The sequence below is a fragment of the Pseudomonas sp. Z4-7 genome, from assembly GCF_051131965.1.
Taxonomy (GTDB): Bacteria; Pseudomonadota; Gammaproteobacteria; order Pseudomonadales; family Pseudomonadaceae; genus Aquipseudomonas.
The window spans coordinates 1,895,510-1,914,022 of the sequence record NZ_CP071642.1 but is presented as its reverse complement, the minus strand read 5'-3'; the positions used below and the strand labels follow the sequence as shown (position 1 = coordinate 1,914,022).

5 protein-coding genes (1 of these 5 running past the window's edge) are annotated in these 18,513 nt (G+C 63.0%); 2 read left to right on the top strand and 3 right to left on the bottom strand.

Features of this window, described 5'->3' with window-relative positions:
• Positions 1-185: 185 nt before the first annotated feature.
• Together J3P91_RS08565 and J3P91_RS08560 are read left to right on the top strand one after the other, a co-directional pair.
• Complete coding sequence (locus tag J3P91_RS08565; RefSeq protein ID WP_434603408.1) at positions 186-1,844, top strand: cyclic peptide export ABC transporter; 1,659 nt, start codon at positions 186-188, stop codon at positions 1,842-1,844.
• 37 nt (positions 1,845-1,881) lie between these two features.
• Positions 1,882-6,009, top strand: a complete 4,128-nt coding sequence (locus J3P91_RS08560; RefSeq protein WP_434603406.1) for an amino acid adenylation domain-containing protein — start codon at positions 1,882-1,884, stop codon at positions 6,007-6,009.
• Positions 6,010-6,444: 435 nt separating this feature from the next.
• Here the strand turns inward: J3P91_RS08560 and J3P91_RS08555 are convergent, their stop codons facing one another.
• From J3P91_RS08555 to J3P91_RS08545, 3 genes are all read right to left on the bottom strand, one after another.
• Complete coding sequence (locus tag J3P91_RS08555) at positions 6,445-8,913, bottom strand: TonB-dependent siderophore receptor (protein ID WP_434603404.1); 2,469 nt, start codon at positions 8,911-8,913, stop codon at positions 6,445-6,447.
• Positions 8,914-9,246: 333 nt separating this feature from the next.
• Complete coding sequence (locus tag J3P91_RS08550) at positions 9,247-12,453, bottom strand: non-ribosomal peptide synthetase (RefSeq protein ID WP_434603402.1); 3,207 nt, start codon at positions 12,451-12,453, stop codon at positions 9,247-9,249.
• Positions 12,450-18,513, bottom strand: the final stretch of a protein-coding gene (locus J3P91_RS08545; RefSeq protein ID WP_434603400.1) for a non-ribosomal peptide synthase/polyketide synthase. Its footprint extends 7,526 nt past the window's final position; 6,064 of the gene's 13,590 nt are visible here — the last part of the coding sequence; its start codon lies off the right edge, out of view; its stop codon occupies positions 12,450-12,452. The genes J3P91_RS08550 and J3P91_RS08545 overlap by 4 nt, the downstream gene beginning before the upstream one ends.

Here is an 18,513-nt window from a genome sequence, read left to right as displayed (position 1 = left end):
GCGCAACCGAGCGGGAGCAAGCTCCCTCGCCACAATAATGTGTGTCAGGCGGTTCCTCGTTAAATCCCCTTCCCCTCCAATCGTTCCATAGGTGGGCGCGCCCCAACCGGCGTGCCGCCGTCCTCCAGCCCATGCGGTGAATGCCCCCGATGGCCTTCGCCCTTTTTATCTAGCAGGGAACCTCCATGAGCCAACCACAACGCGGGGTGATCACCGAATTGTTCATCCTGCTCAAACCCTTCCGGCTGATTGTCGTAGGCTCCATCCTCTTGGGCATGCTCGGTGGCCTGAGCATCACCGCCCTGCTGGCGACCATCAACGACGCGCTGAACGCCGATGCCGGGCCCTCGCCACACATGCTCGGCACCTTCGCCGGGCTTTGCGCGGCGGCGCTGCTGACCTCGATCCTGTCGGACATCGGCACCAACCATGTCGGCCAGAACATCATCGCCAGCCTGCGCAAATCCCTCGGCCAGAAAGTCCTGTTGGCACCGATCGAACAGATCGAGCGTTTTCGCAGTCATCGGCTCATCCCGATACTGACCCACGACGTCAACATGGTCAGCAACTTCGCTTTCTCCTTTGCGCCATTGGCCATCGCCTTCACCGTCACCCTCGGCTGCCTGGCCTACCTGGCCTACCTGTCATTGCCGATGTTTGCGCTGCTGCTGGTGGCATTGGTGATCGGCACGGTCATCCAGTACGTGGCGCGAGCCCGTGGCATTCGCGGTTTCGAAGCGGCCCGCGAGGCTGAAGACGCCCTGCAAAAGCACTACAGCGCGATCGCCGCCGGCGCCAAGGAATTGCGTATCCATCGGCCTCGTCGCCAACGCATGTTCAGCCAGCGCATCGAAGCCACCGCCGAGCAGATCTGCGATACCAACATCCGCTCGGTCAACACCTTCGTGGTCGCCAAGACCTTCGGCTCGATGCTGTTTTTTGTGGTCATTGGTCTGGTCCTGGCCCTGCAATCGCTGTGGCTGGGCATCGACAAGGCGGTGCTCAGCGGTTTTGTGCTGGTGCTGTTGTATATGAAAGGTCCGCTGGAATACCTGGTGATGACCTTGCCGGTGATCAGCCGCGCCAACATTGCATTCAAGCGCATTGCGGAATTGGCCGAGCAGTTCTCCTCGCCGGAGCCGCACCTGCTGCTCAACGATAAGAACGTGCCCAAGCCGACGATCCAGCAGCTTGAATTGCGTGACGTGCACTACGCCTTCCCGGCGGTCGACGGCAGCCAGGCCTTCGCCTTGGGACCGGTCAACCTGTCCATCGCCCAGGGCGAGATCGTATTCATCGTCGGCGAGAACGGCGGCGGCAAGACCACGCTGATCAAATTGCTGCTGGGCCTCTATGCGCCCCAGGGCGGTGAAATTCTGCTCGATGGCAAGCCGGTGCTGGCTGCGCAGCGTGACGATTATCGCCAGTTGTTCACCACGATTTTTGCCGACTACTACCTGTTCGATGAACTGGTGCAAGGCGACCAGCAAGTGCCGGGGACCGCCAATCGTTACCTGGAGCGCCTGGAGATTGCCCACAAGGTCAGCATTCGCGACGGTGTCTTCAGCACCACTGATCTCTCCACCGGCCAGCGCAAGCGCCTGGCCCTGCTCAACGCCTGGCTGGAAGAACGCCCGGTGCTGGTCTTCGACGAATGGGCCGCCGACCAGGACCCGGTGTTCCGGCGGATCTTCTACACCGAGCTGCTGCCGGAGCTGAAGGCCCTGGGCAAGACCATCATCGTCATTTCCCACGACGACCGTTACTTCGACATCGCCGATCAGCTGGTGCGGATGCAGGCCGGTCAGGTCGTCACTGAAAAGGTCCCGGCAGCCTTCGCCTGAGCCTGCCCGACGCAATGCTGTCTACCGCGAGAACACCATGAACGAATTGCTAGATGATGATCTGCTGGCGCTGCTGCTCGATGACGCCGCCGACGATCTGCACGCGCGGTCCAACCGCAGCCGGCTGGACCGCGCGCCCTTGTCTTTCGCCCAGCAACGCTTGTGGCTGGAACAACAGCGCGACCCGACCCGGTCGGCCTACAACCTGCCACGTGCCCTGCGCCTGACGGGCGAGCTGAATGCCGCTGCCCTGGAGCAAGCGCTGAATCGGGTCATCGACCGGCACGACATCCTCCGTACCGCGTTCCTCGAAATCGACGGCGCCGCCACCCAGGTGGTTGAGCGCAACGCCTGCCTGGTCCTGCATCGCGAAGACCTTGCCGGGCTCGACCAGCCGACGCTTTCGCAGCGCATCGAGCAACACGCCCGGCAACCGTTCGATCTCACCCAGGCGCCGCTGATGCGGGCCACACTGCTCAGGCTGAGCCCTGCGGAACATGTGCTGTTGCTGAATATGCATCACATCGTGTCCGATGCCTGGTCCAACACGATCCTCATGCAGGACATGACCCAGGCCTATGCCCAGGGCTTGCTGGGCGATCCGTCACCGCTGCCGCCGTTGCCCCTGCAATACGCCGACTACGCGACGTGGCAACGCGGCGGGTACTTGCAGAGCCTGGCCTGCCGGCGCGGCGGCGAATACTGGAGCGAGTACCTGGGCCACGACCTGCCCACACTGGAACTGCCACAGGACTTTGCGCGCACCGCGAGCCAGACACACATGGCCGGCCGTGTGCAGGTGGCGCTGGCCCCGGCGATGGTCCAGGCGCTCGACACGTTCTGCCAACGCCAGGGGCTGACGCCGTTCGTGGTAGCGCTGGGTGCCTGGCAATTGCTGCTGGCCCGCTACAGCCGCCAGAACGACTTCACCGTCGGCGTTCCCAACGCCAACCGCAACAACCATGAAAGCCAGGACCTGATAGGTTTTTTTGTCAGCAGCCAGGTGTATCGGGCGCGGATCGACTCGACCCGCAGCGCGCTGGATTTTCTCCGCGATCTGCGCGCGCAGTCCCTCGCCGCGCTGGAGCATGCCGATTACCCGCTGGAATTGATGCTCGATCAATTGGGCGCCAACCCGCTGTTTCAGGTCCTGTTCAACTGGCGCACCGGATCACAGGCGGCGTCGCTGCCAAGTCCGGAGCAATTTATTCTGGAGTTTCTCGACACCGGCGAAAACCAGGCCAAGTTCGACGTGTCGCTGGATGTCGACTATTCACAACAGCAGACCGTGGCGACCTTCGAATACAGCCGTGACCTGTACCGCACACAAACCATCGAGCGCATGGCCGAGCATTGGCAGAACCTGCTGCGCGGCCTGATCGAAACGCCCGGCTGCGCCCTCGGCGAGCTACCATTGTTGAGCGCCGATGAACAGCGGCTGACCCTGAACGACTGGAACCGCCGGCCGACCCGGTTGCGCCAGGAAGAGTGCCTGCACCAGGTGATCGAAACCCACGCCGCCAACACCGCAGAGGCGATAGCCCTGACGTTCGAAGGGCAGCACATGAGCTATGCCGAGCTCAATCGACACGCCAACCAATTGGCCCATCGTTTGATCGAACAAGGCGTCGGGCCCGACGTACTGGTCGGCATCGCCGTCGAACGCACGCCACGGATGATCATCGGCCTGCTGGCGATTCTCAAGGCCGGCGGCGCCTACGTACCGCTGGACCCGGCCTACCCGGCCGATCGCCTGGCCTACATGATCGAGGACAGCGGCGTCAGGCAGATCCTGACCGAGGCCCACCTGCTTGATTCGCTGGCGCTGCCCGCCGGCGTCGACTGCCTGTTACTGGATCCGGTCGATGCCGTCAGCACCTGTCCCGAACACAATCCGCACGTGCCGATGGATCCGGACAACCTGGCCTACGTGATCTACACCTCCGGCTCCACCGGCAAACCCAAAGGCGCACTGCTCGCGCACCACAACGTCAGCCGATTGTTCCAGGCCACCGACCATTGGTTCGGTTTCGACCAGCAGGACGTGTGGTGCCTGTTTCACTCCTACGCCTTCGATTTTTCCGTGTGGGAGATCTTCGGTGCCCTGCTGCATGGCGGTCGACTGGTCATCGTGCCCCTCGCCGTAAGCCGTTCGCCCGAGGATTTCTACGCCCTCCTCTGCCAGGAAAAGGTCACGGTGCTCAACCAGACCCCATCGGCATTCAAGTCATTGCTGCGAGTTGCATGCGAGCCTTGGCAGCCCCTCGTCCACCAGCTGCGGCAGGTAGTTTTCGGTGGCGAAGCGATTGATGTGCAGAGCCTGCGCCCCTGGTTCGAACGTTTCGGCGACCAGACACCACAATTGATCAACATGTACGGCATCACCGAAACCACGGTGCATGTCACCTGGCGGCCGCTGTCGTTGCAGGATTTGCATGGCGAGGCCGCCAGCCCCATCGGCGAGCCCATCGTCGATCTGTCCTGGTATTTGCTCGATGCGCACCTGAACCCGGTGGCCAAGGGTTGCATCGGCGAGCTGTATGTCGGTCGCGCGGGCCTGGCCCGTGGTTACCACCAGCGCGCCGACCTGACCGCCAGCCGTTTCATTCCAGACCCGTTCGACCCACTGCCGGGCGGACGCCTGTACCGCACCGGGGACCTGGCCCGCTACCTCAGCGACGGCAGCATCGAATACATCGGACGCCTCGATCACCAGGTCAAGATCCGCGGCTTCCGCATCGAGTTGGGCGAGATCCAGGCGCGCCTGCAAATGCTCTCGGCGGTCCGCGATTGCGTGGTGTTGGCCCATGAAGGCCCGGGCGGCCTGCAATTGATCGCCTACGTCATCCCGACGCAACCGGCCTCGGCCGAGTTGCGCGAAGGCCTGCTGACTGCGCTGAAAACGCAGATGCCGGACTACATGGTGCCCAGCCATCTGTTACTCATCGATCACTTGCCCCTCAATGCCAACGGCAAGCTCGATCGCAAGGCCTTGCCGGAACCGGACGCCGACCTCCGGCATTCGACCTACGTGGCGCCCCGCACACAGTTGGAACAGGCCCTGGTGCAACTCTGGCAACAGTCGCTGAAGGTCGAGCGCGTGGGTATCAGCGACAGTTTTTTTGAGCTGGGTGGGCATTCGATCCTGGCGATCGAGCTCATCGCCAACCTCAAGGCACGCCTGAACCACACGGTGCGCCTGCAAGAACTGCTGGCCAACCCGAGCATCGCCGAACTGGCCCGGTTCATTTCGCAAAAACACCGCGAGCAGACGCAGTGCCTCGTCGCCCTGAACAACGCGCCCGTCAGCGCACCGCAGCTGTTCTGCCTGCACCCCAGCGGGGGCATCGTCTTCTGCTACCAGCCACTGGCGCGCAAACTGCAAAATCGCGCACGCACCTTCGGCGTCATGCACCGCGGCTTCAGCGAACCCCATGCGGGCCCCGAGGCCTGGCACCAGATGATTGCCGACTACAGCCAGGAAATCGTCTCGGCTCAGCCAGAGGGTCCGTATTACCTGATGGGATGGTCCCTGGGCGGGGCGATTGCCCTGGACATCGCGGCAACCCTGGAAAGCCAGGGTCATACGGTGGGTTTCCTGGGGCTGGTGGACAGTACGATTCCCGAGCACCTGTATCCCGCGACATTGCCGCGTCATCGGGAACTGCTTGCGGAGAAAAAAACCGACCCGGCCTCGCAGGATCTGCATGAGGCAATCGAGTACTTCGATCTGCTGTTCCCTGCTCTTACGGAACGCACCGCGGCCTTTCGACGGGAACACCCTGACAGCTCGGTCAAGGCCTTCCACGAGTGGGCCGCCGGCCAGATCGAGCCTGAGCGAGGCGACTTGCTGTCGGTCGTGCAGAGCGTCAAGGAAGAGGTCATGAATGCCCAGGCGTTTTCGGTGCATGACCGGTTGCTGGAGGCCTTTGAAGGGTTCACTTTCAAGCCGGTACGGGTACGTCCCAGCTGCTGGTGGACCGAGGCGGAGAAAACACCGCAAGAGCTGGCGTTTTGCGAGGCGTTGGTCAGGGAACATAGCTTGACTGGCGAGTTGCAGTGCTCGGTGCATTCTCCGTTGCGCCATCGGGGCATGATCTTTGATGAGGGGTTGCTTGATTCGTTGGTTGAGGTGTTACTGACGAGCGTGGCGCAAGGGATATAACTCGGCAGTTTAAGTGGCGTGTCCAGCCCCACATGGGTTATGTGGTGTCGCTGTTTTTTTTATTCACTGGAGATCCACTGTGGGAGCGAGCCTGCTCGCGAAGGCGGTGGCACAGTCGAAGAAGATGTCGAATGGACCGGCCTCTTCGCGAGCAAGCTCGCTCCCACATGGGATCTGTGGTGTCGCTGGTTTTTTTATTCACTGGAGATCCAGTGTGGGAGCGAGCCTGCTCGCGAAGGCGCTGGGTCATCTTGCATCGACGGCGGATGTGCCCAGGCCTCCATTTCCACAAGCAAATAGCCGTTGTCCCGAGGAAAAGACAACCCCTTGGCGAGGGAGCAAGCTCCCTCGCCAAGGGGTTTGCGTTTCCAGCGAAATTAACCCCATAAAAACCGACCCGCGAAAGGCGGGTCGGTTTTTTGTTGCCGCCGAAAATCAAAACTGCGGCGTGTACTTCACGGTAAACATCAGATTCCTCGGATCACCGAAGTTGTTGTTACCGTTGATCTGGTTGTAAGCCGGCGTGATATACGTCTTGTCGAACAGGTTGTTGGCATTGACCGCCAACCCGATCTCCGGCGTCAACTGATAGCCGACGCGGGCATTCCACACGGTATAACCCGGAACGTCATAGTTGAGGTCGAAGACCTGCGTATGGCTTTGAGTGGTGAAGCCCAGGCCGGCATTGACCCGGTTCCAGTCACCGGTGAACTGGTAGTTGCCCCACACCCGGAGCATGTGTTTCGGCGTCCAGGTACTGAAGACACTGCCTTCGTTGGTCGGGTCTTCCAAGTACTTGGTGGTGTTGTAGGTGTAGCCCGCGAACAGCTGCAGGTTGTCTATCACTTCACCGCTGATCTCGGCCTCGATGCCCTGGCTACGCACCTTGCCCGAGGCTGTCGAGCAACCGAAGCCACCACATCCCGAACCGCCGTCATTAACCGCACGGTTTTCATGGTCGTAGCGGAAGACAGCCAGGGAAGTATTGACCCGACCGTCCATCAATTCACCTTTAAGACCCACTTCATAGTTGGTGCCGATGACGGGCTTGAGCACGGAACCGTTGGCATCAACGTTGGTCTGCGGCTGGAACACGTCGGTGTAACTGGCGTACACCGCCCACTCACGACTCAAATCGTAGACGATACCGGCGTATGGCGTGACCTCCCCCGTCTCACTTCCAGTGCTCGGCGCGTTGGGGGTGATACCGGCCGCCCGTTCGGTTTTCGACTTGTAGCTGAAGTCATACCAGCTGACCCGGGAGCCGAGGATCAGCGTCAGATCGTCCACCGGCTTGACGCGCCAGGTACCGTATATACCTTTCTGGCGAATGTCGTACTTGCTCAGTGTGCCCATGCCACCCGGGCTGTTGATCAGGCCCTCATAGCTGATGTCCGGACGGTTGTTGTCGAGGTCGAAGATATTGTCGGTGCTGCTGTTGAAGGTCCGGGCGTATTTGTCGTCCGTCTCCAGCTGGGAGTAGTTGCCGCCGAGCATGACCTCCTGCTCCATCGACAGGGCTTCGAACTTGCCGACCAGGTTCATGTCCAGACCCACCTTGGTGGACTGGAAGTCAGTCACGAAGTCGGCATATTGCACACGGCTGCCATCCGGTAGCAGGCCGCCAGGACTTTGCGTGCGCTGGTTTTTTGCCTGGTTGTCTTCGGTCATCTGCACGGCACCGACCTTGAACGCCCAATCCTCGTTGAAGCGATGCTCCAGGTCGGCGTACAGCGTGGTGACGTCGATATCGGAACGGTTCCAGCGCGCGCCGGTGTAGGTCGAGCGCGACACGTCCGGCATCGAGCCATCGGCGTAGCGTGGCAGACCGCGGATGTTGCCGCGCGACTCGCCATTGGATTGGCTGGCCGCGAAGCCCAGGGTGGTGTCTTCGCTCAGGTCGATGTCCAGCGAGCCGTAGAGCGAGTGGGTCTTGTTCCAGGCATGATCGACGAAGGAATTGCTCTGGTCTTCGTCGGCGACGATACGACCGCGGATGTTGCCGGCCTCGTTCAGCGGGCCGCCGGCGTCCAGTTGCAGGCCGTAGTGGTCCCAGGAGCCGGCCTTGCCGGTCAGGGTCACGGTCGGGGCGCTCTGGCCACGCTTGCGCACCAGGTTGACGGCGCCGCCGGGGCTGCCGGTGCCTTGCAGCAGGCCGGACGCGCCACGAAGGATTTCCAGGCGGTCGAAGAAAATCAGGTCCTGGGTCGCCCAGTTGCCCAGCGAGTAGGTGTTACGCGGGATCGGCACACCGTCGTACTGCCAGTCATCGATCTGGAAACCGCGCGACGAGAGGATCATGCCCTGGCCGACGCCCTGCAGGCCGACGACGCCGGTGGTCTGGTTGACGGCGTCCTTGAGGCTGACAAGGTTCTGGTCATCCATCTGCTTGCGCGTCATCACCGTGATCGACTGCGGAATCTCCTTCAGGGTATGAGTGCCCTTGCCGATGGTCACGGCATTACTGGTGTACGAGTTGCTGCCTTCGGTGGTGGCCTCCGGCTGCTGCGCGTTGATGGTGGTCGCGCCCAGTTCCAGGCCTGCGCCGGAGCCCTTTACCAGCATCAGGGTATTGCCCTCGAGGCTGTGGCGCACGCCGGTGCCCTTGAGCAATTCGGCGATGGCCGCTTGCGGGCTCATCTTGCCGCTGACGCGATTGCTTTTCAGGCCGGCCAGTTCGTCGGCGTTATAGATCACTTGTTGGTTGGTCTGCTCGCCGAACGCTTTTAATGCCTGCGGCAGCGGTTGCGCAGGGATGTTGATGCTGACGTTTTCAGCCATCACCTGGGCGCTCAATGGCAACACGCAGACCAGACCCAGGCCCGTCAACACCCGGCGCGAACGCAGGCCGCGGGACATGACCAGTGCCTTGAACAGCGGTTTCAACTCATGAATTGCCGACATCGTGCTCTCTATTATTGGTAGAAGTGAAAAGTCCATGGGGGCCGAAGGGCCTGCCGCTCGCCAGCACGGTGTACCGCTGACCGACCCCTCCCCGGGTACGGTCATCCGACTGGACGACAGCTAAATTTTTCCTGGACACAACCGGCGCCTGGGCAGCCCTGCCCGAGCCGATTTGCCCGCATACCTTAGTAAGACGCAGCACCTGGGAAAAACCGGAATGAGTTTTTTTATCATTTGCGTAAAAGCTCAAAAAAAAAGCCGATGCGAACGGGCATCGGCCTCTTGTTGATTGAAGCGATCGTTCCTACGCGGAGCGTGGGAACGGTCTCCCTTTCAGCGGCCTTGCGCGGCCTTGGCGGCTTGCAGCTGTTGAGCCTGTTCGGTCAGCCGGGCCTTTTCCTCGGGGCTCAGCGCTTCCATGCGCAAACGCACCTGAGCGATTTTTTCCAGTTGCCCCGGACTGCCCTCCACCGCTCGCAAGGCCATGGCCAGGGACGCCACGGTCGGATGATCGAAGACCAGCCCAGGATGGATGTCGCACTGCAACAACTTGCGAATGCCGGCCACCAGCTTGATCACCAGCAGCGAATGGCCGCCGGCGGCGAAGAAGTCGCGCTCGATGCCCAATCGTTCAAGCCCAAGCAATTGCGCCATGCGCGCGGCCAGCAGTTGCTCCAGTGCATCGCGGGGCGCGGCATCCTCTTCATCGCTGATCACGACCGCCAACTGCTGCAACGCCTTGCGATCGATCTTGCCGTTGGCCAGCCGCGGGAAACGTTCGATCAGTTGCAGCTGCTGCGGCACCATCACGCCGGGCAGGCGCGCGCTCAGTTCGGCGCGCACGGCATCGAGCACGCCCGAAGACAGGCCTTGCCGAGGCACGACAAATGCCAACAAGCCCTGCTCGGCGGGCAATACCAGCGCTTCGGCCACCTGCGATACACGTAGTAGCTCGGCCTCGATTTCCGCCAGTTCGATGCGGAACCCGCGCACCTTGACCTGTTGATCGCGGCGACCGTGCAACTGGATCCCGCCGTCCGGGCGATAACGCGCCAGGTCGCCGGTGCGATACAGGCGCTGCGCCGGGTCGAACGGGCTCGGGATGAACGTCTGCTTGTCCGCCTCGGCATTCACATAGCCCCGGCACAACTGCGCACCGCCCAGGTACACCTCGCCCAGCACACCCACCGGCGCCAGGCGCCTGTCAGCGTCCAGCACGTAGACCTGGTTATTGCCCAGCACCTGGGTCAGCGCCGAACAATCATCGGCAGCGCCATCCAGCGCCAACCTATGGATCATCACTCCGACCGTGGCTTCGGTCGGCCCATAGTGGTTGAACACCCGGCAATCGCTGCGCAACCGGGCGATACGCTCGACCAGCGTCGGCGCAATCGGCTCGCCGCCAAGCACCAGCAGCTGCGGCAGCATCGCCTGCTCACTGTCGAGCAACGCCGCGAGGTGCGACGGGACAATTTTCAGGCAGTCGATCTGTTGTTCTCGCAGGAACCCGGCAAAGAGCGCGCCGTCCTGCATCTGTTCATCACTGGCCAAATGCAAGGTCGCGCCATTGAACAACGCGCCAAACAGCGCCGTATTGCCCAGGTCCGCCGCCACGGTAGAGCTCAAAGCTACGTGTTTGCACCGGCTCAGCCCCAACGCCTGGCTGGCCTGGGCGGTGTAGTTGAGCAATTGCCGATGTTCGATCACCACGCCCTTGGGCACGCCGGTGGAACCTGAGGTGAACAGCACATAGGCAATGTCATTGCCCTTGGTCGTGAGGGCCGGCAACGGCGTGTTTGAAGAACGATCAAGCTCGGCGATTGCCAGCGCCTTGAACGGCTGCGCCTGCCAGGCAGGCAAATGTGTTGCATCGGTGAGCAACACAGCGGCACCGGCCTGCTCCAGCATCAACGCCTGACGGGCCTGGGGCCACTGGATATCCAGCGGCAGATAAGCCGCGCCGATGCGCCAGCTCGCCAGCATCGCGGTCACCAGTTCCGCCGAGCGCGGCAAGGCCAGGGCGACAATCGACCCTTCGCCCAGGCCTTGGTCCGTGAGGCCCTGCGCGACGCGCTCGACCTGATCTTTCAGCTGACCGTAGCTCAGCGATTGACCAGCCTCGCTCAGGGCGATGGCGTCCGGCGTCTGCAGCGCCAGCTCGGCGATGCGCTGCGGCAGGTAGCGGTTATCCACCAATGCCTGCATCGCCGGGTTGATCGCCCGCAAACGCTGCTCCTCGGTGTCGCCGAGCAAGTTGAGCTGCGCCAGTGGCGTGTGCGCAGCCACGAGGATCGAGGCCAGCAGCACCTCGTATTGTTCGAGCACGCTGCGGACCGCGGCTTGCGAATAACCCGAGCGGGCGTAGCAGAGGTCGACCGCAACCAGTTGTTGGGTGTCGTCCAGTTGAATCTGCAGCAGCAGTTCGAACGCATCCCGCCCAGGCAAGGGCTCAGTCGCCCACGTCAGGCCAGCGCTGCTGCGAACAGGATTTGCCGGGGCAATCGCGAAGCCATAGGCCGGATACGCCGCCTCCGACGCCAGTTCCGGCGTCCAGTATTCCTGCCAGGTGCGATGGGCTTCGAGACGCGTCGCCAGCTCCGCCAGCCACTCGCTGAACGGCGCGTCGGCGGGCAATGGAACGCAAAGCGGCAGGTTCTTTTCGAACACGCCGAAGGCATTGGCGAAGTAGTCATAGTCGCCACGGCTGTCGTGGCGCACGCCGACCAGCGCTTGCTCAAGACCACCCAGGCGTCCCAGCAGCACCCACCATGCGCCTTGCAGCAACGTCGCCAGCGGTTGGCCGAGCTGCTCGGCCAACCGCTGCAAGGCGTCGCGTCGGGCCGGCTCGAAGATCAGCGAAATCTGCGCATCGGCTGTTCCACCACCGGCACGACGCGCAGCCAGCCACGGCGTGTCGATCGCCGTCTGCAGGCCGTGCAAATGCTGCTGCCAGTAATTTCTTGCAGTGCCGGCATCTTCATCCAGCACCACTTCGCTGCGCCACTCCAGGTATTGGGCAAACTCACCGGGCGCTTCTTCCTCCGCCCCATCGCCGGCGTAAGCCTGCCGTAGCTGTTCAAGCAGCAGGTTCATCGACGGCGCATCAGCGCTGTGGCGGGCGACGCCCAGCAGCAATTGCCATTGCCGAGACGCCAGACGATAAAGCACCGCCTGGACGCTGGCCGATTCGCCAAGCACAAAAGCCCGGCCAAGCGTCTCGCTGATCTGCGCCCGGACTTCCTCGGCCGGTTGTTCGCTGGCCTGTATCGTCAGTGGGAAACGTCCCGCATGGGCCACCTGACGCAAACCGTGGAAACCGCCGACCTTGGTCAGTCGCGCCAGCAACATCGGTTGCTGCGCCACCAGCGTGTCGAAGGCGACCTGCAATCGCTGCGGGTCGAGATCATCGTCAATGACCACATTCAGCCAACGCAAGGCCTCGCCACAGGTCACCGTGCCCGACAGTTGCTCAAGTGCCCGTTGCTGTTCGGGCGTCAGGGCAAAACCCGCTTCCTGCGTGTCCATCGTCACCTCGTTCATGCTCCGCTTTCCTCGGTATTGAATGCGCCACGGACCGATCGCCCGGCGCCCGCTGGACGCTCCAGGCTAGCGTGGTCGTACATATCGCCCATGGCGACGACGATCTTGCGCGGCCCCTCGTACGGGTCGCGGGCGTGGGCCACGAGCATGTTGTCCAACAGGATCACGTCACCTTTCTGCCAGTCGAAACGCACCGCGCAGGCTTCGTACAACTCACCGATACGCGCCATCACCTCGTCTTCGATCGGCGTGCCGTCGCCGTAGTACACGTGCCGGGGCATGCGCTCCAGGCCGTACATCGACAACAGGTCCTGGCGCACGTCCGGCTCCAGCCAATGGATGTGATGCAGCTGCACCTGGTTGAAGAAGGATTTTTCCCCGGTGATCGGGTGCGTGATGATCGCCGGCCCCGGCGTGCGGGTCTGCAGTTCATCGTTATCGAGCCAGCGCCACTGGATGCCGCCGGCCCGGCAACGGGCCTCCACTTCAAGGCGATCTTCGGTCTTGAAGAAGTGCTGCCACGACACGTCGAGTTTGTCGGTGAAGGTGCGCACGTACAGCAAGCCCTTGTCCTCGAACTTCTCGCGAAGGTCCGCCGGCAGCTTTTCGTACATCAGGCGGCAATCCACCACCGGGGTCGCGCCGCCCACGGGTGCGGCCTGCTCGCAATAGAACATCTGCTTGCGCGGCCAACGGTCCTGATGGGAGCTCTCGTTGTGGAACAGGATCATCTTGCGTTCCGGGTACGGCGTGGACCGGTAGGTGTTCTTGCCGCCTTCCTTCTTCGGCAGGTCGCCGTACTGGCCGTACAGCCCCGGCTGGATCGCTTCGGCGAACGCTTCGAAGCCCTGGATACCGTCCAGTTCGAAGCCACGGAAGAGGATGCCGGCGTGCTCGGCCAGCTTCTGCTCGATCAACGGCCGGTTCTGCCGGATCCACTCGATGACGTCCAGGTGCGGCTCGCCGGGCTCCAGCATCAGCGGGAAACGCTGGGGCGCCGCCACCAGCGATTCGCGCACCAACGCCGGACGTGGCCGCGCGGCCGGGGTCGCCGAACGCTTGAGAAACTTGCCCAGTTTGTCGGCCTTGGGCCCCGGGACGTTGGCAGGCGTGGCGGCTGTCGCCACGTTGTCGACTGGCATGCTGATAGCTCCCAATTGAATGTCCTGATCAGCGACGATCTGTTCCAGCAGGGCCGTCCAGGCCCGGATCAGGTACTGGATGCGCTCATGTCCGAACAAGCTTGTGGCGAATTGCCAATTACCGCGCAATTGCCCTTCTTCTTCGTCAACGAACAATGCCATGTCGAATTTAGAATGGTTCTGCAGCGCCGGCAGGAACTCGACGCTCAAGCCGGCCATGGAACGCGTGCGCACCGGCACGTTGTTCATCACGAACAACACCTGCAGCAATGGGTTCATGCCCTTGTGCCGCGGCACGCCCGCGGCCTCGACGATCTGGTCGAACGGCAGGTCCTGATGTTCCAGCGCGCCGAGCAGATGGTCCTGGGTCTGCGCCAGGAACCGGTTGAAGCCGACATCGGCGGCAAAGTGCGAACGCAACGGCAGGACGTTGACGAAGAAGCCGATCAAGCGCTCCAGCTCGGGTTGTTCGCGCCCGGCCACGTCAGCGCCGACGACAAGATCCTGCGCGTCGCAGAGGCGATGCAACAACACCTGGAACGACGCCAGCAACGTGCTGTACAACGTGACGCCGGCCGCGCTCGACACCCGGCGCAACGCCGCGCTCAGCCCGGCAGGCAGCTCGAACTGCAGCGCATCGCCGGCAAAGGAGGCCGTCTGGCCGCGTGGATTGTCCAAAGGCAAATCAAGACGCCCGTGGTAACCGTCGAGCCGCTGCTTCCAATAATCGCCCTGGCGCGCCAGCACGCCTTGGTCTTCCAGCGCCTGCTGCCACAAGGCGAAGTCGTGGTACTGGACCTCCAGCGGCGCCAGCGGCATGGGCTCGCCGCGCAGGGACGCTTCGTAGATCTGCACCAGTTCATTGATCAACAGCCCCATCGACCAGCCATCGGAAATGATGTGGTGCATGGCGTACAACAACACGTGCTCGGTCGGCCCCAGGCGCAGGATCCGCCCGCGCAGCAATGGCGCCTGCTCCAGATCAATCGGGGTACTGGCGTTGTCCAGGATCGCCTGGGCCACTTGCTCCTGCCGGGCACCGGGCGACAGGTCGGACAGATCGACTAGCGGGAAATCCAGCCGGACCTCATCGGCAATCAGCGCCAGCGGATCGCCTTCGTCATCCTGGACATACGCGGTGCGCAGCACGGCGTGACGGCGTGTCACTTCGGCAAAGCTGCTCATCAGCCGCTCGACCGACAACTCGCCGCACAACCGCAGCGCCATGGGCATGCCATAGGCCGAGGTGCCGCCGGCCAGCTGCTCGGCGATCCACAACCGCCGCTGCACCAGCGACAGCGGTGCCGATTGCCGTGGCCCATGGGCCTTGAGTCGGACCTGGCTGGAATCGCCGGCCCGCTCCGCGCCGTCGCCGGTCTCGCTCATCAGTGCCGCCAGTGCCTTGAGTTGCGGATGGTCGAACAGGTCGCGCAGGCTCAGCGGATAACGCGTGAGCTTGCGCAGCCGGGAGACGGCCTGCGTCGCCAGCAAGGAGTGACCGCCGCGCTCGAAGAAATGGTCGTTGCGCCCGACCTGTTCCACTTCCAGCACTTCTTGCCAGATGCCGGCGATCCGGTGCTCCAGCTCGTTGGCCGGCGCCTCGTAACCGCCCTGTGAAGACCCGGCTTCGATGCTCGGCAAGGCCTTGCGGTCGAGCTTGCCGTTGGGGGTCAGCGGCAGGTAATCGAGGAACAGCCAGTGGGCCGGGATCATGTAGTCGGGCAGGTGTGCCTTGAGATTGGCCTTGAGTTGATCGCGCAAAGTGTCCGCGTCGGTCGAGGCCGCCACGTAAGCCACCAACTGCTGCCCGCCCGGCCCTTCCTGGGCCAGCACGGCGACGTCGCTTACCTCGGCTTGCTGCAGCAGCCGCGCCTCGATTTCGCCCAGCTCGATGCGGAAGCCGCGGATCTTCACCTGATGGTCGAGTCGGCCCTGGTATTCGAGCACGCCATCGGCGCGATAGCGGCACAGGTCACCGGTGCGATACAGGCGTTCGCCTGTCGTCGAGAACGGGTTCGGCACGTATTTCTCGGCGGTCATCGCCGCGCGCCCGAGATAACCCCGGGTGATGCCCGCGCCGCTCAGGTACAGCTCCGCCGAGACGCCTTGCGGCACCGGTTGCAGGTTGGCGTCCAGCAGGTAGCTGGCGGTGTGCTTGAGCGGGCGACCGATGTTCGCCGTGCCGCCGGCGGTGCGGCGGGTCCAGGTGGAATAAGTGGTGTCTTCCGAGGGGCCATACAGATCGTAGACATGCTCAACCCCACCCACCTGTTCACCCACAACCTGTGGGAGCGAGCTTGCTCGCGATGGCGTCCTGGCAGTTAGCCCCTCATCGACTGACCCACCGCTATCGCGAGCAAGCTCGCTCCCACAGGTGAGGTGTGATGGGTAGAGGGCATCCACCAGGCTCTGCTTCAGCGGCTCACCGGCCAGATTGATGATGCGCACGCTTTCCGGGATCTCGCCGCTGCGCTGCAACGCGGCGATCGCCGAAGGCACGGTGTTGATCAGGCGCACCTGATCGCGGGCCGGCAGGTGCGGCAGTTCCAGGGCGTTGCGGGCGATGATCAGCGAGCCGCCGTTGGCGAGGGTGACAAACAGCTCCCACACCGACAGGTCGAAGCATACCGAGGTTGACGCCAGTACGCCTTGAATGTCGTCGCGGCTGTAGACGGTTCTGGACCAGTCGATCAGCGCCAAGACGTTGCGGTGGGCGATGGCCACGCCCTTGGGTTTGCCGGTGGAGCCGGAGGTGTAGATGACGTAGGCGAGGTTGTCTGGGGTGACCGTTGTGCCCGGTGCGTTGAAGGGATATGAGCTCAACTCAATCCGGTCCAGCATCAGCACTTCGGTCCCCGCCGGAACCGTCAGCGTCTGCGCCACCGCCTGCTCGGTCAGCAACACCCGCGCACGGCTGTCCTCAAGCATGTAGGCCACGCGCTCGGCCGGGTAATCCGGGTCCAGCGGCACGTACGCGCCACCGGCCTTGAGCACCGCCAGCAAGGCGATCAGCAATTGCTCGGAACGCGGCATCGCCACGCCCACCCGCATTTCCGGGCCGACGCCCAGTTCGATGAGTTTGTGGGCCAGGCGATTGGCGCGGCCGTCCAGTTCGCTGTAGCTCAGGCGCGTGTTGGCAAAAGTCACTGCCAGGGCATCCGGCGAAGCGTCGGCCTGGCGCGCAATGATTTCATGAATGCACAGGTCTTGTTCGAACGGCGCATCGACCGGGTTCCAGTCATGGGTCAAACGTTGATGCTCATCGAATTCCAGCATCGACAGTTCACCCAGGCAGCGCTCGCCTTGAGCAGTCATCTGCCCAAGCAACTGCGCCAGATGCGCCGCCAGCCGCTCCACCGTATCCGAAGCAAAACTCGCCCGTTGATAACTCATGTGCACTGACAACTGCCGCTCCAACCCCACCAGCAGCGTCAATGGGTAATTGGTCTGCTCCTGAGTCACTGGCGAACCAAAGCGCAAACCGTCCGGCGCGCCCTGCTCCAACGCCTGGGCAATCGGGTAGTTCTCGAACACCAGCAGGCTGTCGAACAGCGCGTCGCCGCCCTGCCCGGCCCAGCGCTGGATGTCGAGCAACGCGGTGTGCTCGAATTCGCGCAGGGCCAGGTTCTGCGCCTGCACCGCTTGCAGCCAGCTGGCCAAGGTCTGCTCGGCCCGAGGGCTGGCGATCACTGGCAAGGTGTTGATGAACAGGCCGATCTGCTGCTCGATGCCGGGCAAGTCCGCCGGACGCCCGGCCACGGTTGCGCCGAAAGCCACGGTGGTTTTGCCGGTGTAGCGCTGCAACAGCAGCAACCAAGCCGCTTGCACCAGCGTGTTGACGGTGACTTTAGAGGCACGGGCGAAAACTTCCAGGCGACGGGTCGACGCTTCGTCCAGCACGTGGATATGATCGCCGTAACCACTGCCCATGTCGGCCGGTTTGGCCACCGCATCGGCCAGTCGTGTTGGCGCCTCCAGCTGTTGCAGCGCCGGTTTCCAGAACGCTTCGCTGGCCGCCGCGTCCTGGCGTTGCAGCCAGGCGATGTAGTCGCGGTAGCGGCTGCCGGACACAGTGACGGGTTGGCCGCTGTAGCGTTGCAGCACTTCGCCGAGCAGCTGCGAATTGCTCCAGCCGTCCATCAGGATGTGATGGCTGGTGTAGATCAAGTGATAACGCTCCTGCGCCACGCGCACCACCACCAACCGCAACAACGGCGCCGCATCGAGGGCAAAACCTTGCTCGCGCTGGGCCGTTGCGAGGGTATTCAGGTGCTCAGGCAGGTCAGCCTGCGTACGTGCGTCATGCAGCTGCAACGCGACCGCTACGCGCTTGTGCACCACCTGCAATGCACGCTTGAAATCACCCTCCCAGACAAAACCGCTGCGCAGCACGTCGTGGGCATCGGTCGCCGCTTGCCAGGCCTGGCGGAAGCGCTCGACGTCCAGCCCTTCGACATCCACGCGCATCTGGTTGATGTAGTGGCCGGCCTGCTGCTCGTACAGCGTGTGGAACAACATGCCCTGCTGCATCGGCGACAGCGGATAGATGTCCTCCACGTCGCGCGCCACCAGCGGCAAGGCGTCCAACTGTTGCTGTTGCAATCCGGCCAGGGGGAAGTCCGACGGCGTGAACCCGTGGTGCCGCGGCTCGCAACAGTGGTCGATCAATGCCTGCAATTCCCCAGCGTAATCCTCGGCCAGCGCCTGGATCGTCGCCTCATCGAACATTTGCGAGCTGAACGTCCAGTCGATGCTCAACTCGCCGGCATAGACGCTGCCGTTGAGCGTCAGCCAGTTGTCCAGCGGCGCCAACGGGCTCTGCGCCGTGCCCGCCGATTCGCTGGCCGGGACAAACAGGCCGTCGGCGTCGTCGGCAAAGCCGCTGTCGAACTGGCCCAGATAGTTGAATGTGATGCGC